This is a genomic window from Streptosporangium nondiastaticum, assembly GCF_003011965.1.
GTDB lineage: Bacteria > Actinomycetota > Actinomycetes > Streptomycetales > Streptomycetaceae > Streptomyces > Streptomyces nondiastaticus.
This window is the reverse complement of sequence record NZ_PXWG01000011.1, coordinates 66,208-88,709: the sequence shown is the minus strand read 5'-3', so window position 1 is coordinate 88,709 and position 22,502 is coordinate 66,208. Positions and strand designations below refer to the sequence as shown.

Here is a 22,502-nt window from a genome sequence, read left to right as displayed (position 1 = left end):
CCCTCTCAGCCTCTCTCCACCAGGCGCCGGTCCAGCAGGTACAGCAGCGTCGGCGCACCGACCAGCGCCGTCACCACGCCCACCGGCAGCTCCTGGTCCGGCAGCGCCGTACGGGCCACCAGGTCGACCACGACCAGCAGGACCGCGCCGAACAGCGCGGCCACCGGCAGCAGGACGCGGTGCGCGCCGCCCACGACCATCCGGCACACGTGCGGCACCATCAGCCCCACGAAGCCGATCGCGCCCGAGACGGACACCAGCACGCCGGTGAGCACGCTCGTCACCACGAACAGCTCGCGCCGCAGCCGCGTCACGTCCACGCCCAGCCCCGCCGCGGTCTCGTCGCCCATCAGCACCGCGTCGAGCGCCCGGGCCCGGGCGAGGAGCGCGGCCAGGCCGAGCAGCACGGCCGCGGCGGGCACGCCGAGCGTGGACCACTGGGCGCCGCCGAGGGAGCCCATCAGCCAGAACAGCACGCCATGGGTCTGCTGGTCGTCGCCGGCCTGCAGCACCAGGTAGTGCGTGAAGCCCGACAGGAACTGGCCGATGCCGACGCCCGCCAGCACCAGCCGCAGCGGCGAGAACCCGCCCCCGCGCCGCGCCATCGCCCACACCAGTGCGAACGACGCGAGCGCGCCGGCGAACGCCGCCGCCGAGAGCCCGAGCCCCAGCAGCCCGCCCGCGCCCGCCCCCAGCACGATCGCCGCGACCGCGCCGAGCGAGGCCCCGCTGGAGATGCCCAGCAGGTACGGGTCCGCGAGCGGATTGCGGACGAGGGCCTGGACCGCGGTGCCCACCAGGCCCAGGCCCGCGCCCACCACGGCCGCCAGCAGCGCCCGCGGCACCCGCAGCCGCCACACGATCAGGTCCTGCGTGCCCGGCACCGGCTCCCCGCCGCTGATCCCGCGCACCACCGAGGACCACACGTCCCCGAGCGGCACGTCCGAGGAGCCCAGGCACACCGAGGCCGTCAGCGCGACCACCAGGGCGCAGCCCAGCGCGGCCGCCACCCACGGCGCCCGCGCCCCGGGCTCGCGCTCCCGCGCCCCCTGCTCGGCCGCCGTGGTGAGCGCCGCCATCTACTTGACCCGGTCCGGGTGCAGGGTGTGCGCGATCTCGCGGACGGTGTCCGCGCTGCGCACGCCCCCGATCGTGGTCCGCTCGGAGCCGATGCGCACGAAGCGCCCCTCCTTGACGGCCGTGAGGTCCTTCGTCGCGGGGAAGTTCTTCAGGAACTCCGCCGCCTCGTCGAACGCCTTGGCGTTGGCCTCGTCGCTGCCGCGGTTGCGGACGCCGAGCTGGATCCAGTCGGGGTTCTTGGCGACGACGTCCTCCCAGCCCACCGGCTTGAAGTCGCCGTCGCAGCCGTCGAAGACGTTGCGGCCGCCGGCCATGCCGATCACGGCGTTGGCGACCTGCCGGTTGCACACGGCCATCGGCTGCTTGGTGCCCGCGTCGTAGTCGAAGAAGAAATACGAGGGCCGCTTGTCCGCGGGGACGTCCTTGAGGGCGTCGCTCACCGCACCCGTCTTCTTCCGCATCTCCTGCACCAGTTCGGCGGCGCGCGCGGAGGTGCCGGTGACCTTGCCGAGCTCCTCGATGTCGGCCTCGACGCCCGAGAGGTCCGTGCGCGGGGACTTGCTCATCGCCGCGCAGGCCGTCGACTTCAGGAAGACGTGCTTGATGCCGGCGGCCTTGAACTCCTCGGCGGTCGGCGCGTCGCCCATCCTGCCCATGTTCTTCATGGACGAGAACGCGTCGACGTAGAGGTCCGCGCCCGAGCCGAGCAGCTTCTCCTTGGGGATCGCCGTCTTCCCCAGCACCGGCACCTTCGCCGCCCGGTCCGCGTACTGACCCGGCATGGCGCCGTTGCCGGGCGGGAAGCCCGTGCCGGCGGCCTTGTCGCCCGCGCCCAGCCACATGAGGAGCTCGAGGCCCGCGGCGTTGCTGGTGACGATCTTCTTCGGCGCCGCGTCGAAGGTGGTCTTCGCGCCCATGCAGTCCGTGACGGTCACCGGGAAGCCGGACCGCGCGCCGGCACCGGCGCCGTCGGTCCCCTTCTCCGCCTCGCTTCCACCGCCACCGCCGCAGGCCGTCGCCGACAGGGCCACAGCGGCCAGAACACCGCACCACGCACGAGGGCGCATCAGACAACTCCAGGAATTTCGTTCGCCACGGGCCCGCCGGTGCGGTCCCGGATCAGGTAGTCGGACCGCTGGAGCGCTGGGTTCCCGCGTGTCGCGAAGAACTGCGACGTACGCTTCATCGAACGCCCTGCCGACGGCGCGCGGCGCGCCCCGGGGGCGGATCCGACAGGCTGAGGGAGACCGTGATGGCGGATGCGACGGACGTGACGGGTGCGACGGCCACGGCGGGGACGGAGGGTACGGAGGGCACGGAGGGCACGGCGGAGGCCGCGCCCGGGGCCGTGCAGCCCGCCGGTCAGCTCAAGGAGATGCCCACTGACTGGCGGCGCGCCCTCGCGATCGTCGCCCACCCCGACGACCTCGAATACGGTGCCTCCGCCGCCATCGCCTCCTGGCTGGACGACGGCCGCGAGTGCGTCTATCTGCTGGCCAGCGTCGGCGAGGCCGGGATCGACACCCTCTCCCCCGCCGAGGCCGGGCCGCTGCGCGAGCGCGAGCAGCGGGCGAGCGCCGCCGCCGTGGGGGTGGCGACCGTCGAGTTCCTCGGCCACCCCGACGGCGTCATCGAGTACGGCACGGCCCTGCGCCGCGACTTCGCCGCCGCCATCCGCCGCCACCGCCCCGAGCTCGTCCTCACGCTCAACCACCACGACACCTGGGGCGGCACGTACTGGAACACGCCCGACCACCGCAACGTCGGCCGGGCCGTCCTCGACGCCGTCGGCGACGCCGGCAACCGCTGGATCTTCCCCGAGCTCACCGAGCAGGGCCTCGTGCCCTGGGACGGCGTGCGCTACGTGGCGGTGGCCGGCTCCCCTCAGCCCACCCACGCCGTCGACGCGAGCAGCGGCCTGGAGCGGGCCGTCGCCTCACTCCTCTGCCACCGCACGTACATCGAGGCGCTGACGAAGGAGGACCCGGAGACGTACTGCCGCACGTTCCTGGAGGGCAGCATGCGGGGCGTCGCGGCGCGGTTCGGGGGGCGGCCGGGGGTGGCGTTCGAGCTGTTCAGCCGCTGAGGGGCCGCGGATCGAACCTGCGGGTCGCGCCTGCGGGTCCGCCCCGCGGACGGGCCGCCGCAGGTCGTCACGGGGCCGGGCCCGCCCTACGGAGCCGGGGCCCGCTCCTCCTCCCCCTCGGCGGCAGCCGCCCCGTACTCCGCCGCCCGCTCCATGACCAGCACCGCCACGTCGTCCTGCAGCCGCCCGCCCGTGTGCGCGTCGAGGTCCGCGCGCAGCCGCTCCAGCAGCCGGGGCGTGGGCAGGGCGGCCCACGCGTCGAGCCGCTCCGCCAGCGGATAGAAGCCACCGCCCGGCGACCGGGCCTCGGTCACCCCGTCGGTGCAGGCCAGCACCCGGCAGCCGGGCGGCAGGGCGACGCGCTGCGCGGTCCGCGGCGCCGCGGCCAGGTCGCCGAGGCCCAAGGGCAGCCCCGCGTCGGCCGGTTCCAGCTCGCGCACCCCGCCGTCCGCGCCGATCAGGAACGGCGCGAGGTGCCCGCAGTCCACGAACGCCACCGGCACGTGCCCGCCCGCGCCCGGACCGCCCGGGCCGGGGTCGCCCGGGCCCTCCTCCGTGCCGAAGACCAGCGCCGTCACGAACTCCTCGGCCGCCCGCATCCGCACGTCCTCCGGCCGCCCGCCGTGCCGCTCCGGCTGCAGCCGCGCCTGGTACTCCGCGGACCGGTGGTAGCGGTACAGCCCCTGCTCCATCGCCACGACCCCGCCCTCCAGGTCGCGCCGGTGGTAGGCCGCCTCGCGGAAGGCCGTCAGCACCGCCGCCCCCGCGCCCAGCGTGCCGAGCCCCTTGCCCCGTACGTCACCGATGAGCACGCGCGTCCCGTACGGCGTGTCCACCACCTCGTACAGGTCGCCGCCGACGAGCGCCTCCCGCTGCGAGGACACGTAGAAGCCGTCGACGACCACGCTGTGCGTGCGCAGCGGCAGCGGCCGCAGCAGCGCCCGCTGCGCGGCCTCGCCGGTGGCCCGCACGCGCTCCAGCAGCAACTCCGCGTCGCGCCGCAGCCGGGCCACGGCGATGCTCGCGCCGACCATCAGGGCGTTGCCGACGAACGAGCCGACCCGGTTGACGGCCACCTCACCGTTGACGACGCCGTGGTGGGCGACCATCAGGCAGAAGTCGAGGACGCCGACGAACACCGTCTGCCGGTACGTGCACAAGGCCGCGGCCGTCATCGGGGCGAGGGCGGCGTAGACGTCCAGGCGGAGGTTCGACGGTGTCATCAGGTCGACGGCGACAATGGCCCCGAGGTAGGCGAGGACCAGCGCGAAGGGGAGTCTGCGCGACGACACCGTGGCGGGACCTCCACGCCGGAACGAGGTTAGGGACACATAGGGGCATTTGTGCCATTACACCCTGGCACGGGTGACGCGCCCCGGCCACGCTGCGATCTTGGCGCCGCCGCCTCTTGACTCAGAGTTTGCGGTAGGCGCGGGCGTCGTCCGCCGCGGCGAGCACGGCCGCGAGGTCGCCGCCGGCCGAGGCCGTCACCAGAGCGGCCACCGCGCCCTCCACGAAGGGGGCGTCGGCGATCCGCACGTCGGAGCCGCCGAAGCCTTCGGCGAGCAGCGCCTTGACCGTGAGGACGGCGCTGCCCATGTCGCAGAACACGGCCACGCCCCGGCCCTGGTCCGCGGCCCCGACCGCCCGGCGCACCAGGTCGGCACTGGTGCCGACCGAACCGTCCGGCAGCCCGCCGGCCGGGGCCGCGGGAGCCGGGTCGCCCGTGCCGACCAGGGCCTTCGCGAGCTCCGCGGTCGAGGCGGCGACCTCGCGGCTGTGCGAGACCAGCACGATGCCGACCCGGCCCGCGGGCTCGGCGGTCTGCGCGGGAGCCTCGGCGGCCGCGGCCTCCCGCTCCGGCGGAGCCGCGCACAGCTCGGGGTCCGTGGCCTCGTACAGCGCCGTGACCAGCATCGCGGACGACGTCGCGCCCGGGTCCTGGTGACCGATGCTGCGCTCGCCGAGATAGCTCGCCCGGCCGCGGCGGGCCTGCAGCGGGATCGTCGCCTCGGCGCCCTCGCGGGCCGCCCGCGCGGCGGCGTCCAGCGCGGCCACGACGCCCCGCGGCAGGGCGGCGGCGTACGCGTCGGCGGCCGGCTGCAGCGCGTCGACCATCGTCTTGTCCCCGGGCGCCGAGTCCCCGAGCCGCCGCACGCTCGCCACGGCGGCACCGAGCGCCCGCCCCAGCGCCTCAGGCCCGACCACGGCCTCCTCGCCGAGCACCTTCCCCATGCGCCGCAGCACCGTCCCGTACAACGGCCCCGACGCCCCGCCCACGGTGTTCGTCAGATGCACCCCGACGGCCGTCAGCAGCGCCCCCGGCGTGGCGGGCGGCTCCGCGGCCACCGCCCCGGCGGCGGAGGTGAACCCGCGCTTGAGGTTCGCGCCGTGGTCGGCGTCGCCGATGGCGGCGTCGAGTTCGGTGAGGTACGCCGACTCCGCCACGATCACGCGCGTGGCGCGCTCGAGGAAACGACGGAAGAAGGCGAGGTCGAGCGGGACGGTCATGTGCGGTGCTCCTCGGTGGACGACTCCGTGAACAACTCCGTGAACAGCAAGGCCCGGCCCGGCTCAGCGTAATGTGCGAACGTCGCCCAGGTGATCGCCCGGGGGGCGGGGGGTGTCCGCCGGCCTCCCGCAGCACGACGACCCGACCTGCGTCACGCCGGCGCGTTCTTACGGCGCTCGGGGCCTTTCTCGCATGGATCGTGGTCCTCGCGGTGGCCAAGGGAGGCGGCAAGGGCGCGAACGACGACCCCATGGGGCTGTGCACCGTGTCGACGGATCCGAAGTCCGGCAAGGTGCCGCAGTTCAAGGCCGCGAAGAAGGGCGAGCAGGTCATCGTCACGCTCGCGGAGGGGGACGGCACCGTCACGTTCTCGGGCTGCGAGCCGTTCACGCAGCGCAGGTGACAGAACGGCCCTCCGGCGCGGTCAGTGCCGGCCGTGCCGGCGCGGCGAACGCGCCGAGCTGGCCGTGGACGCCGCGGACGCCGCGATCGAGCTGGGCGCCCTCGGCGGGCTGTGGCGCGTGCTCCAGGCCGTGGTGCGGGCGCTGACCACCTGAGCACCCGCTGAACGCCCGTCGCACGCCCGTCAGTGCTCACCGGCGTTCATCGGCGTTCACCGGCATTCCTCGAAGTGGCTCGGGCGGCCCTCACGGAGGACCAGGCGCCCCAGCCCCTCCGCCTCCGCCCGGCGCACGAGGCGCGCCTCTCCCCCGCGCCCCCGCAGGACCGCCGTGTGCCACGGCGTGGCCCACGCGTCCTCCGCCTCCAGCAGGCGGATGCCGAACTTCTCCGCACCCGGGCGCTGCGGGTGGATGGACAGGCGGACGGACCGCGGGTGGCAGTCGGCGATGAGGTCGCCCCAGGCGCGGCTGCGCGCGATGACGCCGTACGCGCGGGTCCGGCACTCGCGCTGCAGCGCGGACCGCGTGCCGGTGAAGTCCGCGGTGTCCTCGACGAGGAAGCGGGTGATGCCGCGGTAGAGCCGTGCCGTCTCCTCGTCGCCGCGCACCAGGGCCCGCAGCTCCTCGACCGGCGGCGCGTAGGCCTCCGTGACGAGCCGCCGCTTGGTGTCGTGGTCCAGGTCCCCGTGGACGTCGCGCAGGTCGAACGTGTCCAGCCTGGTGAGCCCTTCCCCGGCGATCAGGCTGCGCAGTTCGTCGCCGTAGGCGTCGATGTGCTCGTCGGGCACGTGGATGAGGTCTCCGAAGATGTGGCCGTCGGAGCAGATCAGTATCCGCGCGCCGGGCGCGTGGATCTCGCCGATGCGCGCGCAGAGCCGGTCGAGGAAGGCCAGCGAGAGGCGTTCGCCCTCGTCGGGCAGGTGCCCGAGGACCTTGGCGGGGTTGGGGGACTTGCACGGGAAGCCGGGCAGGGTGAAGAGGACGGGCTCACCGGCGTCCGTGAACTGCCGTATCTGACGCAGCTGCTCCGGGAAGTCGGCGGGGTCCGCGGACCCGGCCCCGGTGGTGCGGTGGTACGGGAGGAGGAGGCGGAGGATCCGCGACTCCACGGATTCCATGGCTCCTACGGTTTCCAAGGCCCTCACGGGCTCGGGCGAAGGGGCGGCGGCAGCCGTCGGAAGGGCAGGAACGGCCGGAAGGGTCAGCATGGCCTGCGACATGGACGCGTTCACCCCCGTCCGAGCGGGCAGCCGGGCCGGTCGAAGGCGACGGGCAGCTCGACGGTGCCGCGGCCGAGGACGGCGGGGATCCAGGGCAGCTCCTCCTCGGGCACGGCGAGCCGCAGGCCGGGCAGCCGGGCCAGCAACGTCCCGAGGGCCACCTGGAGTTCGATCCGGGCGAGGGCCGCGCCGGGGCAGAAGTGGATGCCGTGGCCGAAGGCGAGGTGCGAGCCCTGGGCCCGGTCCAGGTCGAGGGTGTCGGGGTCGGGGAAGCGCTCGGGGTCGCGGTTGGCGGCGCACAGGGAGACGATCACGGAGTCGCCGGCGGGCACCCGCGTGCCGTGCAGGTCCGCATCTTCGGCGAGGAACCGCCAGGTCGTCAGCTCGAAGGCGCTGTCGAGGCGCATCAGTTCCTCGACGGCGGCCGGCATGAGCTCCGGTTCGGCGCGCAGCCGCGCCAGCGCGTCGGGCCGGCGGAGCAGAGACACCATCGCGGTGGTGATCTGGTTGGTGACGGGTTCCTGGCCGGCGACCAGCAGCTGGAAGATCATCGAGTCCAGCTCCTCCTGGGTCAGTTCGCCGCCGTCGCGGGCGGCGACCAGCCGGCTGAGCAGCCCGTCGCCGGGCGCGCCGCGGCGGTCGGCGACGACCTCGGCGATGTAGCCCTGGAGTTCGCGGAGCAGAGCCTCGTAGGCGGGCCGCCCGGGGTCCGCGGGGCCGACGGGCGCCACGACCTTGCCCCACTCGCGGCGGAAGCGGGCGGCCAGGTGCGGCGGCAGGCCGATGACCTCGGCGAGGACCTGGAAGGGGAAACGGGCGGCGAAGCACCGCACGAGGTCGAGGGGTTCGGCGGGCTCGGAGAGCTCGGCGGGCTCGGCGGAGCCGGTCGCCGCGTCCGCCGGCATGGCGTCGACGAGCGCGTCGGCCATCTCCTGGAAGCGCGCCCGCATCCCCTCGACGCGCCGCGGCGCGAACGCGTCCGTCACCAGGCGCCGCATCGTGGTGTGCTTGGGCGGGTCCTGGTGGAGCAGGTGCACCTGCAGCTGCGAGTGCTGCGGCTCGGGCATGATCGAGGCGCGCTCGCGCCAGCGGTCGTTGCCGCGGTCGTGGTTCTTGCCGAGCCGGGGGTCGGCGAGGGTCTTCTGGGCGGCCTCGTGGCCGGTGACGAGCCAGGCGGTGACCCCGCTGGGGAAGAGGACCCGGTGGATCGGGCCGGCTTCCCGCATGCGCGCGTACAGCGGGTAGGGGTCCCGCTTGTACCCGGGCCCGTAGAGGGGGACCGGATCGGGCAGCGGGGAGGCCTCGGACGGCTCGTTCGGCTCAGGCAGGGACACGGTGAAGGGCTCCTCGCGAAGTCGTGGACCCCTGAGAAGTCGGACGGGCGGCGGGGTGAGTTCCCGCCGGTGCGGCGGAATTTCATACCGGTGTCCCGTCGCGCGTACGGGTTCCGTATCTCCAGGTAGTCGGCCGCGGAGGGCCCCTGGTTCCCGCGGACGGAAGGGACGATCCTCACGCGCCGCGAGCCGGTCGCGGGCGGCCGAACGGGCCGGGCCGCGTGCCACGATGACCGGATGACCCCACGACGCCCCCTCAGTCCGTACGGAACCCTGGCCGGTTTCGTCCTGCTCCTGGCAGCCCTTTTCGGAGTCGCGTACGCCGCCGGCACGGCCGCCGGGCCGGCCGCTCCGGGGATACACCGCACCGGCGGTGGATCTGGTTCCGGTTCCGGTTCGGGTTCCGGCGGCGGGATGGGCGGCATGGATGGCATGAGCGGTATGGGCGGGATGCACGGCATGGGCGGTGGACGGTGAGCACGGGCACAAGCACAAGCACGAGCACGAGCACGAGCATGAGTGCAACCACGACCGAGACCGGGACCGCGACCGCGACCGCGACCACCGAGCTGATCGTCGGCGGCATGACCTGCGCCGCGTGCGTCGCGCGCGTGGAGAAGAAGCTGGGCAGGGTGGACGGCGTGAGCGCGACCGTCAACCTGGCCACAGGCCGGGCCCGCGTCTCCCACCCCGCCGGAGTCACCGCGGCCGAGCTGATGGCGGTCGTCGAGGGCGCCGGATTCACCGCTGCGCTGCCCGAGCCGGAGCCCGGTTCCGAGCCGGAGGACGGCAAGGACAAGGACGCGGATGCCGGTGCGACCGCCGGAGCGCTCACCCGGCTGCTGGTCACGGCGCTGCTGTCCGTACCCGTACTCGTCCTGTCCATGGCCCCCGGCCTGCAGTTCCGCAACTGGCAGTGGCTGTGCTTCGTGCTCGCGACGCCGGTCGCCGTGTGGGGCGCGTGGCCCTTCCACGAGCGGGCGCTGCGCGGTCTGCGGCACTCGGCCGCGACCATGGACACGCTCGTCTCGCTCGGCGTGCTCGCCTCCTACTCCTGGTCCGCGTACGCCCTGTTCTTCGGCGGCGCGGGGCGGCCGGACATGCGGATGCCGTTCACGCTGGTGCCGTCGATGGCGGGCGGCACGGCGGACGTGTACCTCGAAGCGGTCGTGGGCGTCCCCCTGTTCGTGCTGATCGGCAGGCTGCTGGAGGCCCGGGCGCGGCACAGCACGGGGTCGGCGCTGCGGGCCCTCGCCTCGCTCGCCGCGAAGGACGTGCTCGTGCGGGACGCGGACGGCACGGAGCGCCGCGTGCCGATCGAGCGGCTGCGGGTCGGCGACCGCTTCGTCGTCCGGCCCGGTGAGCGCGTCGCGACCGACGGCGTCGTCGTGGCGGGCAGTTCGGCCCTGGACCTGTCGCTGGTGACCGGCGAGAGCGCGCCGGTGGAGGCCGGTCCGGGCTCGTCCGTGGTCGGCGGCGCCGTCAACTCCGGCGGCCTGCTGGAGGTGCGGGCCGAGGCGGTCGGCGCGGACACCCGGCTCGCCCGCATCGCTAAGCTGGTGGAGGACGCGCAGGCGGGCAAGGCGAAGGCGCAGCGCGTGGCCGACGCCGTCGCCGGCGTCTTCGTGCCGGCGGTGCTGGCCGTCGCCGTGACGGTGCTCGGCTTCTGGCTGGGCGCGGGCGCCTCGCCGCAGGCGGCCGTCACCGCGGCGGTGGCGGTCCTCGTGGTCGCCTGCCCGTGCGCGCTCGGGCTGGCCACGCCCACGGCCCTGCTGGCGGCGACGGGCCGCGGCGCGGGCCTCGGCATCCTGGTGAGCGGGCCGCAGGCGCTGGAAGGGCTGCGCCGCGTGGACACGGTCGTCCTGGACAAGACGGGCACGCTGACGACGGGTTCGATGGCGGTGACGGGCGTGACGGCACGGCCGGACGGCCTCGGCGCGGAGGCGGCGCTGCGGCTGGCCGCGGCCGTCGAGCGGGGCTCGGAGCATCCGGTGGGGCGGGCGGTGTGCGCGTACGCGGCCGCGCAGGGGGCGGGGGCTGACAGGGCGGCCGGGCCGGGCGGTCCGGAGGAGCCGAGCAGTCAGCCGGGTCCGGCCGGAACAGCCGGCGCGCGGCGCACGGCGGACGGGCTCGTCTCGTCAGCTGCCTCGGGCTCATCAGCCATCTCGGGCTCATCGGCCGCCTCGGGCTCACCGGTCACGCCGGACGCACCCGCCCTGCCCGGCACACCCGCCCTGCCGGACGCACCCACCCTGCCGGACGTCACCGGCTTCACGGCCACGCCCGGCCGGGGCGTCGCGGGGCGCGTCGGGGAGCGGCTCGTCGAGGTCGTACGGCCGGACGCCGGTCCCGCCACGGCGGCGCCCGCCGGCCGGAAGCCCGGGAAGAGCGGGCAGAAGGCGCGCACGCGCAAGGGACAGCCCGTCCCGTCGGACGGCGACCGCCTCCCCCAGGTGCTCGCCGAGGCCGTGGACGCCGCCGGGCGCGACGGCCGGACCGCGGTCGTCGTCCGCGTCGACGGCACGCCCGAGGCCGTGATCGTCCTCGGCGACACCGTCCGCTCCGGCTCGTACCGCGCCGTCGACCACCTCAAGCGGCTCGGCCTGCGGCCCGTCCTCGCGACGGGCGACAGCGAGGGCGCGGCGCGGGCCGTCGCCGCCGAACTCGGCATCACCGAGGTGCACGCGCGGGCCACGCCCGAGGACAAGGCCGCGCTGGTGCGCGAGCTGCGCGCCCGGGGGCGCCGGGTGGCGGTCATCGGCGACGGCGTCAACGACACGGCCGCGCTGGCCGGCGCGGACCTCGGCATCGCGATGGGCGGCGGCACGGACGCGGCCATCGGCGCCGCGGACGTCACGCTGGTCCGCGAGGACATGGGCGCCCTGGCCGACGCCGTCCGGCTGGCCCGGCGGACGTCCGCCACGGTGCGGACCAATCTCGCGTGGGCCTTCGGCTACAACCTGGTGACGCTGCCGCTGGCGGCGGTGGGCCTGCTCAGCCCGATGGTCGCCGCGGCGGCGATGTCCGTCAGCTCGGTGCTGGTGGTCGCGAACAGCCTACGGCTGCGCGGCTGGCAGCCGGTGCCCTCGCGGGCGGCGGCGGGCAGGGGTTCGCGACGCGGCCCCGCGGCCCCTGGTGCTCACGGTTCCCATGCTTCCTATGGTTCCCACGGCCGGAGCGCTGCCGCCCCGGCCTCCTCGCGAGGTGACGCATGAAGCTCCCGGTGAAGATCCCGGTTCCCTCCGCCCTCGCCTCCGCCGTGCGCGCCGCGCTCGTGCCGGTCGTCGCCGGCGCCGTGGCCCTCGGCGGGCTCTGCGCCTGGACGGCCTCGGGCGCGGCGGGCCGGCCGCCGGCGGTCACGGTCGAGGAGGCACGCGTGCTGCTGCCCCTCGGCCGGGACGACACGGCCGCCTTCTTCCGCGTACGGAACGAGGGCGACGCCGACGACGAGCTCATCGGCGTCGAAGCGCCCACGGCCGGGGGCGCGATGCTCAGCCGCACCGTGGTGCGGAAGGGCGCGGGCCACATGGAGATGGTGCAGTCCGCTCCCCTGCCGTCCGGCGGCACGCTGGAGATGTCCCCGCACGGCCTGGACGTCATGGTGTGGGCCCCGCCGCGGCTGAAGCTCGGCGACCGGCTTCCCGTCGTCCTGCGGTTCCGCGAGGCGGGGACGGTGCGGGTGGAGGCGGAGGTCGTCCGGGCGGGCAGCCGCTGAGGGGTGAGGGGTGAGGGGGCGGGGCGTATGCCCCGCCCCCTCCAGCAGCCGCCCGCCTCTCCAGCAGCCGCCCGCCGGTATCGCCTACGCCGCGACCGGTATGCGCACCGCGTCCCGCTCCGCCGTCTCCAGCTGGCAGATCAGCGACTCACGGGCGCGCGCGACGCGCGACCGCACCGTGCCGACGGGGCAGCCCGCGACGACGGCCGCCTCCGCGTAGGGCAGTCCCAGCATCTGGGTGAGCACGAACGCCTCGCGGCGCTCGTACGGCAGCCGGTCCAGCAGCTGCGACAGCGCCACGCCCTCGTCGAAGCCGGGCAGCTGCGCCGTCTGGGCGCGCTCCGCCGCCGACTGCCAGTCGTCGGTGTCCGACACCCGCGGGCGCGCCGCGTTGAAGCGCAGCCGGTCGACCACCGTGCGGCGGGCGATCGTCAGCAGCCACGTACGGGCCGACGAGCGGCCCTCGAAGCGGGGCAGCGAGCGCAGGGCCCGCAGGTACGTCTCCTGGACGAGGTCGTCCGCGCCCTGCGGGTCGTTGCTGAGCCGTGCGACGTAGCGGCGCACGTCGTTCTGCGTGGCCCGGATGAAGCGCTCGACGGCGTCGCCGTCACCGCCGCGGGCGGCGAGCGCCCAGGCGGTCACCGTCTCGTCGTCACGCACGGCGGCCTCCCGCACGGGGGGCGCCGCACGGGGCAAAAGCGGCACCGGGGACGATGGCGGGGTGCATTGCAGTGAGTTCCGTACCGCCCTGTCCGCCCTTGTCGACGGCGAGGACCTGCCGCCGGAGATGACCGGCGCGGCCCTCGACGCGCACCTGCTGGGCTGCGCCGAGTGCGGTGCGTGGGGCGAGCGGGCACGCCGGCTGAGACTTCTCGCGGCGCGGTTCGACCTGGGCTGAGGAGGCCCAGGCGGCTGACGGGATGGCGGGAGCGGCGTGCCGGCGTGGCACGTCTCCCGTACGGGCAGGGGTCATCGCCCTGTGTCCTTCCTGGAATCCGGGCAGCCCGAGGAACGGGTCGGGCCCGGTGACGTGATGCGGTGCCGGAGGTCGCCGTCAGTCAGCTGACGGCGACGCGGGCCGGCGGACCACGTCGGGAGAGGACGTGCGCGTACAGCAGCTGCCGCAGGCGCTGCGCGGCGCGGCTCCGGTCGGCGCGGATGCGCGGCGGTCCGGAGGGCGCGGGTACGGCGCCGAGGACGACGAGGAGCGGGACGAAGAGGCTGCTGCGGACGGTGCGGGCGAGCCGGAAGGCGGCCTGTTCGCCGCCGGCGAGCCACATGCCGCAGACGACAGCGACGAGGACGTGCGCGGACCACATGCCGAGCGCGCCGTGGCCGGCGTGCATGGACATGGAGTGGCCGGCCATGCCGCTCATGGAGGCCATGGAATTCATGGCGCCGTGTTCCATGCCCGTGGACATGGAATGACCCATGTCCATGCCCATGGACATGCCCGTGGACATGGAATCGCCCATGCCCGTGCCCATGCCCATGCCCATGGAGTGGTTGGCCATGTCTCCCATGGAGGCCATGCCGCCCGTGGAGGCCATGGCGCTGTGATCCACGGGCATGCCCGGGTCCAGCCCCAGCCGGGCCGCCCGGGCCGTGTTCACGACGACGTTCTGCGCGAGTGCGAAGAAGAAGTGCAGGCCGGTCTGGGCGCCGACGGTGGCGAGCGTGATCAGCAGCGGTCCGCGCTCGCGGCCCGCGAGGAACCACGCTCCGCTGCCCGTGCCGCACAGCGCGACGGCGACGGCCCACCACGGGACCGTCGTGCCGGACATGACCGCGTGGCCCAGGGCAGCGAGCAGCACACAGACCGCTGCGAACACCGCGGCTCGCAGCGCTCGCGGTCCCTGTTCCGGCTGCGGCCCTGCTCTCATGACGTGGACATCGTTGCACCCGCGCCGCGCGGCGCGACGGCGGGGTGCGCACTGACGCCCGTACGAACCCCCCGCACGGGCGCACGGGCCCGCCCCGTACCGTCCGCCCGGCGGTACGAGGCGGGTGGGTCGCCGGCTCGGGGGAAGGACCGACGGCCCGGGGTCCCGTCGCTCCATTGGGACTCGCAGGACCGAGTCAAGCGCGGTGGCGGCGCGCGCGGGAGCGTGTGTGCGGGGGCGATCGCGGGTGCGCGGTTCACACCCCGTGTGAACGATCAGCCTCCGGTCGTGCCGGTGGAGCCGTCCGTGGCCTGCGTGGCCCGCGTGGCCTCGGTCTCGGCCTTGGTGGCCTCGGTCTCGGTCTCGGTGGCCTCGGTGGCCTTGCCGGATTCCGCCGTCTTCGTAGCCTTCGGGCCCTTCGCAGCCGCCTTGCGGGGAGTGCGGGACTTGCTGGGCTTGCGCCCGCGGCTGCCGCCGGGCAGCCAGGCCGCGCTGCCCTTGTCGCCGAAGCGGGTGCCTATCGCGCCCTTGATCACCGAGAGGGCGGCGGGCAGGGCGGCGACGGCGGCGGCCTTGAGGGCGGAGACGTCGGTGAGGTCGAACCCGTCGGCGAGGAGGAGACCGAGAAAGGTGGTGACGTAGGCGGCGGCGGTGCGCTCGAGGATGTCGAGCAGGACTTTCTGCTGCGCTTTCTGCATGACTGGCTCTTCGTCTCTTCCGTTCGTGTCCGATGGGTAAGGGAAGCGTCGTGGCGGCGCGGCCCGCACCGCAAGCCCCGGAACCGCACGTGAGGAGGGACCAGGTGGCCGATTCCTGGCTGTCGATGGGCTACGGCGACGACCCGGCCGAGCGGAGCCGTACGGTCCGCGGCGCGCACGAGGAGTTCGTGACGGGAGGCACGGTGGGGGCGGGCGTCCGCCCGGTGGTCGCCGGCTCGTGGCGGCGCTCGGCGGCCGCGCTGCCCGCGGCCGACTTCCTGGCGCCGGTCGAGCTGGACGGCACGGAGCTGGAGGAGTACCGGCGGGCGCACCCGCTGGCCTCCGTCATGCCGCTCTTCAGGGAGCTGCTCGGCACGATCGCCGACGACGGGGCGCACCTGCTCGCGGTCTGCGACGCGTACGGCCGGATGCTGTGGGTCGAGGGGCACCGGGGCGTGCGGGGCCGCGCCGAAGCCATGAACTTCGTCGCCGGTGCCCGCTGGGACGAGCGGCACGCGGGCACGAACGCGCCCGGCACGGCCCTCGCCCTCGATCACGCGGTGCAGATCTTCGCCACCGAGCACTACAACCGCGCGGTCCAGCCGTGGACGTGCGCGGCGGCGCCCGTGCACGACCCGCGGACCGGGCGGCTGCTGGGCGCCGTGGACCTCACCGGCGGCGACCAGCTCGCCGCCCCGCACAGCCTGGCGCTGGTCCGGGCGACCGCGCTGGCGGCCGAGGCGAGACTGGCCGCCGGTGCGGGGACGAGACCGCTGCTGTCGGCCCTCGGCCGGGACGAGGCGGTCCTGGCCACGGCGGACGGCCGCCGCGTGCACCTGGGCCGGCGGCACAGCGAGATCCTCGTCCTGCTGGCCGCCCACCCGGAGGGGCTGACCGGGGATCAGCTGGCGACGGCGCTGTACGGGGAGCGCCCGGTGCCGCCGGTGACGCTGCGCGCCGAGCTGTCGCGGCTGCGGCGGCTGGTGGGCCCGCTGCTCGGCTCGCGTCCGTACCGGCTGTGCGCGCCCGTCGAGACGGACGTCGCGCGGGTGGAGCGCGAGCTGGCGGCGGGCGACGTGCGCGGGGCGCTCCGCTCGTACGACGGGCCGCTGCTGCCCTCCTCCGAGGCGCCCGGGGTGTGCAGGGTGCGGCGGGTGGTGGAAGGGCGGCTGCGGCGGGCGGTGCTGAGCTGCGGGGACGCGTGGGCGCTGCAGCTGTGGGCGGACAGCGCGTGGGGCGAGGAGGACCTGGAGGTGTGGGAGAGGCTGCTGGCGGCGCTGCCGGTGAGTGCGCCGCAGCGGGGCGGGGTGGCGGCGGAGGCGCGGAGGTTACGGGAGGCGTACACGCAGGATGCTTACGCGCCGGGGGCGCCCGGCCCGCACGCCCGCGGGGCAACCTTCGCGCAACGTGCCCGGCCCTAGCGTCCTGCCGGTCGCCGCCCGCACCGGAAGCGGGCGGCAGCGCACCGGAACCCGGAAGGGAAGGCCGTCCCCATGCCTCGCTACGCCAGCCCCGGCTCCCCCGATGCGGTGGTCTCGTACCGCCCGCGCTACGACCACTGGATCGGCGGCGAGTACGTACCGCCCAAGCAGGGCGGCTACTTCGAGAACCCGACGCCGGTGAACGGGCAGCCGTTCACCGAGATCGCCCGGGGCACCGCCGAGGACGTCGAACGCGCCCTCGACGCGGCGCACGCGGCCGCCCCGGCCTGGGCCCGCACCCCCGTGGCCGAGCGTGCCGCCGTGCTGAACCGCGTCGCCGACCGCATGGAACAGCATCTGGAGGCGCTCGCGGTCGCCGAGTCCTGGGAGAACGGCAAGCCCGTCCGCGAGACCCTCGCCGCCGACATCCCGCTCGCCATCGACCACTTCCGCTACTTCGCGGGCGCGATCCGCGCCCAGGAGGGCGGCCTGTCGGAGATCGACGCGGACACGGTCGCGTACCACTTCCACGAGCCGCTGGGCGTGGTCGCCCAGATCATCCCGTGGAACTTCCCGATCCTGATGGCCGCGTGGAAGCTGGCCCCGGCCCTCGCGGCGGGCAACGCGGTCGTCCTCAAGCCCGCGGAGCAGACCCCGGCGTCGATCCACGTGTGGATGGAGCTGGTCGCCGACCTCCTCCCGCCGGGCGTGGTCAACATCGTCAACGGCTTCGGCGCCGAGGCGGGCAAGCCCCTGGCGTCGAGCCCCCGCGTGGCGAAGATCGCCTTCACCGGGGAGACGACCACGGGCCGCCTGATCATGCAGTACGCCTCGGAGAACCTGAAGCCCGTCACCCTCGAACTCGGCGGCAAGAGCCCGAACATCTTCTTCGACGACGTCTCCGCCGCGGACGACGACTTCCTGGACAAGGCCCTCGAAGGCTTCACCATGTTCGCCCTCAACCAGGGTGAGGTCTGCACCTGCCCCTCCCGGGCCCTCATCCAGCAGGGCCACTACGCGCCCTTCATGGAAGCCGCCGTCGCCCGCACCGAGGCGATCCTCCCGGGCCACCCCCTCGACACCGCCACGATGATCGGCGCCCAGGCCTCCAACGACCAGCTGGAGAAGATCCTCTCCTACCTCGACATCGGCCGCCAGGAAGGCGCCCGCACCCTCACCGGCGGCCACCGCGCCGACCTCGGCGGCGAACTGGCCGGCGGCTACTACGTCCAGCCCACGATCCTCGAAGGCCGCAACGACATGCGCGTCTTCCAGGAGGAGATCTTCGGCCCGGTCGTGGCGGTCACCCCCTTCACGGACTTCGACGACGCCGTCACCCTCGCCAACGACACCCTCTACGGCCTGGGCGCCGGCGTCTGGACCCGCAACGGCACCACGGCCTACCGCGCCGGCCGAGCCATCCAGGCCGGCCGCGTCTGGACCAACTGCTACCACGCCTACCCGGCCCACGCCGCCTTCGGCGGCTACAAACAGTCAGGCATAGGCCGCGAGACCCACAAAATGATGCTGGACCACTACCAGCAGACGAAGAATCTCCTCGTCTCGTACTCCCCGAAGAAGCTGGGGTTCTTCTAGAGCGCGCAGAAGGGGCCTCCGACCTGCGACGAAGCGGGTCGGCGGCCCTTCGCAGCGTGCGCAGGATAGAGAAGAGAGCGGCGCCGTGTTTGCGATGTATGAACCACCCTGTCCCACCCCAATCCCAGGGTTGACCAGGCGTTCCGGGCCAGTCACGGGCCGGCACGGAGGCCACGAACTCGCATCGACTGTTCGGTTGGAGCTGTTCAACAGGCCGCGAGTACCCACCGCATCGCTCTGTCCGCCCTTACCATGCAGCTCATGCAGGCAGACAAGCCCGACCGTCAGCGGAACCCGCTTCTGGAAGCAGTAGGCCTAGTCACCATCGCCGGAGCGCATCTGGAGGCCAGACTGCGCAATCTCCTGAGTTGCCTAGCGCAGGAGCCGACACTACTGAAGCTCGCAAACACCGAGAACACGGGCCGCCTTATCTACATTTGCGAATTGGCCGTGGAGGGCCTCGATGTACCCGAGCAGGATCGTGCAGCCCTCTCGGCCTGCCTCAAAGAAGCGGGAAGGCTACAAGAAGCACGCAGCCGAGTCGTCCATTCGCTGCTACTCCATAACGGCAATGGCATCGAAGTTCTAGCCCTCAAGCCAGCCCGTAAGTCGCTTGGGGTAAACCAGTGGACCGCGACGATAGAAGGGATGGAGCGCACGGCACACGAGATCGAAGAGCTCCGTTTCGAAATGTTTCGGTGCGGCTGGAACTCAGTTGCCCACAAGGCCGGTATGTCCAGAATCCCGGAGACCGAAGGCGAACAGCATGTACACCTGGTCACTGGGCCCGAAGCTGAGGATCCTACGGCCGCTTCCTCTGACTGAAGGAGGCAGCAGCCGGGAGCCTCAGGTCCCGTCTCGCTGCCACTCCTTCATGGCCGCCTCAATCCGTTGATTGGCGCGTTCCTGCCCAGCTGCAAGCACTTTGGCATAGACACGGAACATCACCTCGATGCTCTGGCCAGCCCGACGGGCACACTCGGCCGGGTCGACGCCGGAGTGAAGCCAGAAGGAAATACCCGCGTGCCGTAGGTCGTATGGGCGCTTGGCAACGAGGGAGGATTGTTCCTCCTTCGAAAGAGCGGTCTCCCGAGCCTTCTTCCAGTTCTTGTTGTAGGCAGCAATCTGAACGTACAGATCGCGGCCACTTCGAAAGAGACGTCCGTCAGAGGCGGTCCCGAAGCGATCGACGTGTTCGCGCAGCAGCGCGACGAACTCCGGCGGGATGGGTACTGGTCCCGTTTCCTTCAGCGCTCGCTTCTTCAGGGAGTGGACCTCGTGCGCCTCGCCGTCATCCGTCCATTCCTTGCCCGAGAGAACAACGCCGCCCCGCAGGATGAGCAGGCCCCACCCCTCCTCAGGGAGGCGGCACGGCGAACGCTCCAGCCGGATGACCTCGGCCGGCCTTTAACCTCGAGGATTTCGGCAGAGCGCATCGTCTGCCATCTACGAGCTCCACTATGCAGGCCTCGGGGCTCGCGGCCCGAGCCCGCCGGCGAGTCGGAGGACGTTCACCGAAGCCTTGATCCGGGCCATGTGCGGGCCATCCCTCGCCTCCAGGCGCCGCGCGGCGGCCCCGGCGCAGGCCAACCGCACACTCAGGCACTCTTCCCCAGCAGACGAAGAAATCCTCGTCTCGTACGACCCGAAGAAGCCGGGCCTCTTCCAGCAGTACAAGAAAGGCGTCTGAACCGGTCATTTGCACATCAGGCACCATTCACCGAGTCACCATATCCGGTCACCGGAGATACAGCGGGCGACACCCATGTGACGTCACGTCAGCCCTCTCTGAATTGGCGTCAACAACCCTTTCTCCTCTAGACTTTACTCGCACACCAGCGAAGAAGAGAGGCTCCGTCCATGGGCACCAAATTCATTGAGGTAGACGAAACCCACAAGGGTCAGCCCGGCGTGGAAGAAGGGGTGAAGACGATCGAGGTCGGCGGTCAGACGATCACGACGCCGATTTTCGTTCAGCGGATCGATTTCGATGACCTCGCGCCCGAGGTGACCGACAATCTCACCACGGTCAAGTTCGCCGTGACGGTGACCGAGGAAATGGAGGACCTGACGGGGGAGGTGGATGAGGACGGTTCCCCGGTGACGGAGATCCGGGAAATCCAGGTGCCCAAGTGGCTTGAGATCGACCTGGGGTCCGAGTCCCTGAAGCAGTACGAGGAGGTCATGGCGCCCTTCTTCGCTGCCGCCCGCGAGACCGAGGCACCGGTCATCCCCGCGCCCCGCAAGCGCCGGAAGAAGTGATCCCGCGGCCCCTCTCCTGTCGCCGGGAGAGGGGCTCCGCTATATCCCGTATATCCCCCGAGGCGCCCGCCGCTAAGGGGCCATCGGCTGGGCGTCCTGCGGGGCGCCCAGCCGATGTGGCGTCTTACCAGCTGCCGCCCCATACGGCCCGGGTGCCGGCGGGGCAGGTCAGGCGGAAGTCCCACTGGCCCGAGAAGACCTGCGGGAACAGGTGGCGGCCGTCCGTACAGTCCACGTACACGTGGTACGAGGTGCCGTTGCACGTCAACTAGAAATTGCGGCCGCCGTCCATGCGGCCCCTTCCAGCAGTTCGCGGCCGGCTCACGCTCGGTGGAGCTCGATGCGCGCCGGACCGGGGTGTCCGTCGCCGACGACGCCAGTCCGGCGGTGCTGGACTTGCTGTTTCCGTCGGTGCTGGTTGCCTGGGCTTCGGCGATGCGCTCATGCGAAGGAGCGGTCAGCGTCGTTGAGTTGCCCATCCGGATGAGGGACGGAAGACAGCCCCCGGCCCCCAGGGGCTTAGGCGTCTCAATTGACGGAGCATTAACGGGTTTTCGCCCGCCGTGACGGCTACGTCATTACGCCCCTCGGCCGCACGTTGATAGCGCGCTTTGGGGCGTATCCACCACTTGGGGCATGGATGTCGTTTGGGGAGGAATGAGGACAGCTTGTCGCTGAGGCCAAGGCCGCGTGCGAAGATCATGGCGCCGAAGGATCCCGGGCGAGTGCACTGGAAGTGAGGCACGGTCGATGCGGCGACGAAACGCTCCGGTCGGCGGGCGGGGTGGCGATCCGCCCGTTTCCCACGTCCTTTTCGGGAACCACCGGACCCTCGTCATGGGAATCCTGGGCGCGTTGGCCGGGGTCGTGGTCTCCGTCGGGGGGATCTCCGCCGGCGCCGGAATACTTGAGATCCTCGGCTTCGCCGGGATCGGGATCCTTGGGCTGGCGCTCGCCGTGGGCTACGTCGTGGTCGCCTCCCGGGCGGGCGCTTCCACGAGGCCGCCCCGGTCACGTCCGTGACAACTCCCCTCGGTTACACCACGAACGCCCACGTCATCCCCGCGCTCCGCGAACCGTTCACCACCGGTGAGTCCGCCGCGCCCCGCACCACGACGCCGCTCGTCCGGTCGCCGTAGAGGTACATCCCGAGGACGAGGTGGTACGGCACCGGGGTGCCGTCCGGGGACGGGAGGTCGATGGTCGAGGCGTGGACCCGGCGCTGGGCGTACCAGGTGGCGTCGTCGCGGGTGAGGAGGTCGCGCAGTTCGTCCGCGGTGTGCTGGTCGCCGGCGAGGACGCCCTTGCCTCCGTAGAGGTAGCTGCGTTTGAAGACGAGGCGGTCCTTGTCCGCGATCACCGTGTCGATGTCGGCGGGCCCGACGACGGCGGTGTGCGGCACGTACTGTTCGATGGCCGCCCGTTCCTCCGCGGTGAGAAGGTGGTGGTGGGCCTGGTCGCAGAGGAGCGCGAACCAGCGGCGGTGCATCTTGAGTTCGGCCTCGAACATGCAGGAGAGCGTGGCCCCGCAGGCGCGCAGCCGGGCCAGGAAGGCGCCGTTGTCCGTGGTGTCGTCGAACGTGACCAGGCGGTGGACCAGGGTGCGGCGGGCCTCGCCGGTCTCCAGCCACTCCGCGGGGTAGGTGAGTTCGTCGTGGTAGGCGAGCTCGATGCCGGGGGCCATGTGGCGGATGTACTGCTGCAGCAGCAGGTGCTGCCCGTACCCCTGCGCCCGGTGCCCCGGCGTGTCGAGGACGACGACGCGGGTGAGTCCGGCGCGCCGGCACTCCGTGACGTACTGCAGGGCGAGTTGCCGGAACGGGGAGATGCCGGTCACCGGCCGGCCGAGGACCTCGGCGTGCAGGTGCGCGGCGTGGTAGGCCTCTCCCCCGCCGACGCCGGAGAAGTGGTTGAGTTCGCAGAACCAGTAGCCGGTGTCGGTGGGGATGATGTCGGCGCGCAGCATGCGCAGCCTCGAGGAGGGCAGTGACGGCCAGTCGACGTGGGCCGCCATCTCCGGCCGGACCTCGAACATGGCGGCGAGCTCGTCGGCGGTCAGGGTGGCGCAGAGGTGGGCCAGCACCTTGTCCTGGGCGTCCGCCAGCAGGCGGGTGGCCCGTTCCAGGGCCGCGTGCTCGGCCGCGGCGATGCGGAAGTGGCAGGGCAGCATGGGGACCTTCATGCCCACGTCCGCCAGGAGCTGGTTGCCCGCCCGCGCCGCGAGCGCGCGTTCCGGCGATCGGCCTGCGTCGTACTGCTCGGCGAGGAACGCCCGGTTGTCTTCAGCGAACACG

General features: G+C 73.1%; 21 protein-coding genes. 10 read left to right on the top strand and 11 right to left on the bottom strand.

Features of this window, described 5'->3' with window-relative positions:
* Positions 1–5: 5 nt before the first annotated feature.
* A complete protein-coding gene (locus tag B7P34_RS07700; protein WP_106675052.1) occupies positions 6–1,079 on the bottom strand; it encodes a FecCD family ABC transporter permease in 1,074 nt (357 codons plus the stop codon).
* Positions 1,080–2,147, bottom strand: a complete 1,068-nt coding sequence (locus B7P34_RS07695) for an ABC transporter substrate-binding protein (RefSeq protein WP_106675051.1) — start codon at positions 2,145–2,147, stop codon at positions 1,080–1,082.
* 308 nt (positions 2,148–2,455) lie between these two features.
* On the opposite strand from B7P34_RS07695, the gene B7P34_RS07690 reads away from it, so the two are divergent.
* On the top strand, positions 2,456–3,166 hold the full coding sequence (locus B7P34_RS07690) for a PIG-L deacetylase family protein (protein WP_106675075.1): 711 nt from the start codon (positions 2,456–2,458) through the stop codon (positions 3,164–3,166).
* Positions 3,167–3,252: 86 nt separating this feature from the next.
* On the opposite strand, the gene B7P34_RS07685 is transcribed toward B7P34_RS07690, so the two are convergent.
* Both B7P34_RS07685 and dhaL read right to left on the bottom strand, forming a co-directional pair.
* Entirely contained in the window at positions 3,253–4,458 is a 1,206-nt protein-coding gene (locus tag B7P34_RS07685; RefSeq protein ID WP_106675050.1) for a PP2C family protein-serine/threonine phosphatase, read from the bottom strand.
* 121 nt (positions 4,459–4,579) lie between these two features.
* Positions 4,580–5,677: a dihydroxyacetone kinase subunit DhaL gene (gene dhaL / locus B7P34_RS37355; RefSeq protein WP_189382561.1), complete on the bottom strand. Its 1,098-nt coding sequence runs from the start codon at positions 5,675–5,677 to the stop codon at positions 4,580–4,582.
* A 212-nt stretch (positions 5,678–5,889) separates the two neighbouring features.
* On the opposite strand from dhaL, the gene B7P34_RS07675 reads away from it, so the two are divergent.
* Positions 5,890–6,081: a hypothetical protein gene (locus B7P34_RS07675; RefSeq protein WP_223267605.1), complete on the top strand. Its 192-nt coding sequence runs from the start codon at positions 5,890–5,892 to the stop codon at positions 6,079–6,081.
* Between the two features lie 210 nt (positions 6,082–6,291).
* Here the strand turns inward: B7P34_RS07675 and B7P34_RS07670 are convergent, their stop codons facing one another.
* Positions 6,292–7,197 (bottom strand): L-tyrosine/L-tryptophan isonitrile synthase family protein, encoded by a 906-nt coding sequence (locus B7P34_RS07670; RefSeq protein ID WP_223267604.1) that lies wholly within the window; start codon positions 7,195–7,197, stop codon positions 6,292–6,294.
* Positions 7,198–7,307: 110 nt separating this feature from the next.
* The gene (locus B7P34_RS07665) at positions 7,308–8,633 is read right to left on the bottom strand and encodes a cytochrome P450 family protein (protein WP_106675048.1); all 1,326 of its coding nucleotides are present in this window, start codon (positions 8,631–8,633) and stop codon (positions 7,308–7,310) included.
* 515 nt (positions 8,634–9,148) lie between these two features.
* Between B7P34_RS07665 and B7P34_RS07655 the strand changes: the two genes are divergently transcribed.
* Together B7P34_RS07655 and B7P34_RS07650 are read left to right on the top strand one after the other, a co-directional pair.
* Entirely contained in the window at positions 9,149–11,848 is a 2,700-nt protein-coding gene (locus B7P34_RS07655) for a heavy metal translocating P-type ATPase (protein ID WP_106675046.1), read from the top strand.
* Positions 11,845–12,348, top strand: a complete 504-nt coding sequence (locus tag B7P34_RS07650; protein ID WP_106675045.1) for a copper chaperone PCu(A)C — start codon at positions 11,845–11,847, stop codon at positions 12,346–12,348. Before B7P34_RS07655 ends, B7P34_RS07650 begins: the two co-directional genes overlap by 4 nt.
* Before the next feature lie 84 nt (positions 12,349–12,432).
* On the opposite strand, the gene B7P34_RS07645 is transcribed toward B7P34_RS07650, so the two are convergent.
* A complete protein-coding gene (locus tag B7P34_RS07645) occupies positions 12,433–13,008 on the bottom strand; it encodes a sigma-70 family RNA polymerase sigma factor (protein WP_106675044.1) in 576 nt (191 codons plus the stop codon).
* A 61-nt stretch (positions 13,009–13,069) separates the two neighbouring features.
* Between B7P34_RS07645 and B7P34_RS07640 the strand changes: the two genes are divergently transcribed.
* On the top strand, positions 13,070–13,246 hold the full coding sequence (locus tag B7P34_RS07640) for a zf-HC2 domain-containing protein (protein WP_106675043.1): 177 nt from the start codon (positions 13,070–13,072) through the stop codon (positions 13,244–13,246).
* Positions 13,247–13,406: 160 nt separating this feature from the next.
* On the opposite strand, the gene B7P34_RS37350 is transcribed toward B7P34_RS07640, so the two are convergent.
* Entirely contained in the window at positions 13,407–14,162 is a 756-nt protein-coding gene (locus tag B7P34_RS37350) for a hypothetical protein (RefSeq protein WP_223267603.1), read from the bottom strand.
* Between the two features lie 344 nt (positions 14,163–14,506).
* Positions 14,507–14,929, bottom strand: coding sequence for a holin (locus B7P34_RS07630; RefSeq protein WP_106675042.1), 423 nt, complete (start codon positions 14,927–14,929; stop codon positions 14,507–14,509).
* 104 nt (positions 14,930–15,033) lie between these two features.
* Here B7P34_RS07630 and B7P34_RS07625 point away from each other — a divergent pair, with 104 nt between their 5' ends.
* The 4 genes from B7P34_RS07625 (at position 15,034) to B7P34_RS07610 (ending at position 20,208) form a co-directional block, all read left to right on the top strand.
* Positions 15,034–16,350: a helix-turn-helix domain-containing protein gene (locus B7P34_RS07625; protein WP_106675041.1), complete on the top strand. Its 1,317-nt coding sequence runs from the start codon at positions 15,034–15,036 to the stop codon at positions 16,348–16,350.
* A gap of 72 nt (positions 16,351–16,422) precedes the next feature.
* Complete coding sequence (gene exaC, locus B7P34_RS07620) at positions 16,423–17,946, top strand: acetaldehyde dehydrogenase ExaC (protein WP_106675040.1); 1,524 nt, start codon at positions 16,423–16,425, stop codon at positions 17,944–17,946.
* A 261-nt stretch (positions 17,947–18,207) separates the two neighbouring features.
* Entirely contained in the window at positions 18,208–18,771 is a 564-nt protein-coding gene (locus B7P34_RS36695) for a hypothetical protein (protein ID WP_146166763.1), read from the top strand.
* A gap of 1,035 nt (positions 18,772–19,806) precedes the next feature.
* Positions 19,807–20,208: a hypothetical protein gene (locus B7P34_RS07610; RefSeq protein WP_106675038.1), complete on the top strand. Its 402-nt coding sequence runs from the start codon at positions 19,807–19,809 to the stop codon at positions 20,206–20,208.
* A 124-nt stretch (positions 20,209–20,332) separates the two neighbouring features.
* Here B7P34_RS07610 and B7P34_RS37345 read toward each other — a convergent pair whose 3' ends face one another.
* Complete coding sequence (locus B7P34_RS37345) at positions 20,333–20,476, bottom strand: hypothetical protein (RefSeq protein WP_189382557.1); 144 nt, start codon at positions 20,474–20,476, stop codon at positions 20,333–20,335.
* Between the two features lie 569 nt (positions 20,477–21,045).
* Between B7P34_RS37345 and B7P34_RS07605 the strand changes: the two genes are divergently transcribed.
* A complete protein-coding gene (locus tag B7P34_RS07605; RefSeq protein WP_106675037.1) occupies positions 21,046–21,231 on the top strand; it encodes a hypothetical protein in 186 nt (61 codons plus the stop codon).
* A 13-nt stretch (positions 21,232–21,244) separates the two neighbouring features.
* Here the strand turns inward: B7P34_RS07605 and B7P34_RS07600 are convergent, their stop codons facing one another.
* Positions 21,245–22,501: a circularly permuted type 2 ATP-grasp protein gene (locus tag B7P34_RS07600; protein ID WP_146166762.1), complete on the bottom strand. Its 1,257-nt coding sequence runs from the start codon at positions 22,499–22,501 to the stop codon at positions 21,245–21,247.
* Position 22,502 lies beyond the last annotated feature (1 nt).

Coding starts and splice junctions, on each gene's coding strand:
- B7P34_RS07670 (WP_223267604.1), bottom strand. CDS start 7,197: ATGGAATCCGTGGAGTCGCGGATCCTCCGCCTCCTCCTCCCGTACCAC.
- B7P34_RS07695 (WP_106675051.1), bottom strand. CDS start 2,147: ATGCGCCCTCGTGCGTGGTGCGGTGTTCTGGCCGCTGTGGCCCTGTCG.
- B7P34_RS07700 (WP_106675052.1), bottom strand. CDS start 1,079: ATGGCGGCGCTCACCACGGCGGCCGAGCAGGGGGCGCGGGAGCGCGAG.
- B7P34_RS07650 (WP_106675045.1), top strand. CDS start 11,845: ATGAAGCTCCCGGTGAAGATCCCGGTTCCCTCCGCCCTCGCCTCCGCC.
- exaC (WP_106675040.1), top strand. CDS start 16,423: ATGCCTCGCTACGCCAGCCCCGGCTCCCCCGATGCGGTGGTCTCGTAC.
- B7P34_RS36695 (WP_146166763.1), top strand. CDS start 18,208: ATGCAGGCAGACAAGCCCGACCGTCAGCGGAACCCGCTTCTGGAAGCA.
- B7P34_RS07605 (WP_106675037.1), top strand. CDS start 21,046: ATGGGAATCCTGGGCGCGTTGGCCGGGGTCGTGGTCTCCGTCGGGGGG.
- B7P34_RS07655 (WP_106675046.1), top strand. CDS start 9,149: ATGAGTGCAACCACGACCGAGACCGGGACCGCGACCGCGACCGCGACC.
- B7P34_RS07630 (WP_106675042.1), bottom strand. CDS start 14,929: ATGCAGAAAGCGCAGCAGAAAGTCCTGCTCGACATCCTCGAGCGCACC.
- B7P34_RS07610 (WP_106675038.1), top strand. CDS start 19,807: ATGGGCACCAAATTCATTGAGGTAGACGAAACCCACAAGGGTCAGCCC.
- B7P34_RS07690 (WP_106675075.1), top strand. CDS start 2,456: ATGCCCACTGACTGGCGGCGCGCCCTCGCGATCGTCGCCCACCCCGAC.
- dhaL (WP_189382561.1), bottom strand. CDS start 5,677: ATGACCGTCCCGCTCGACCTCGCCTTCTTCCGTCGTTTCCTCGAGCGC.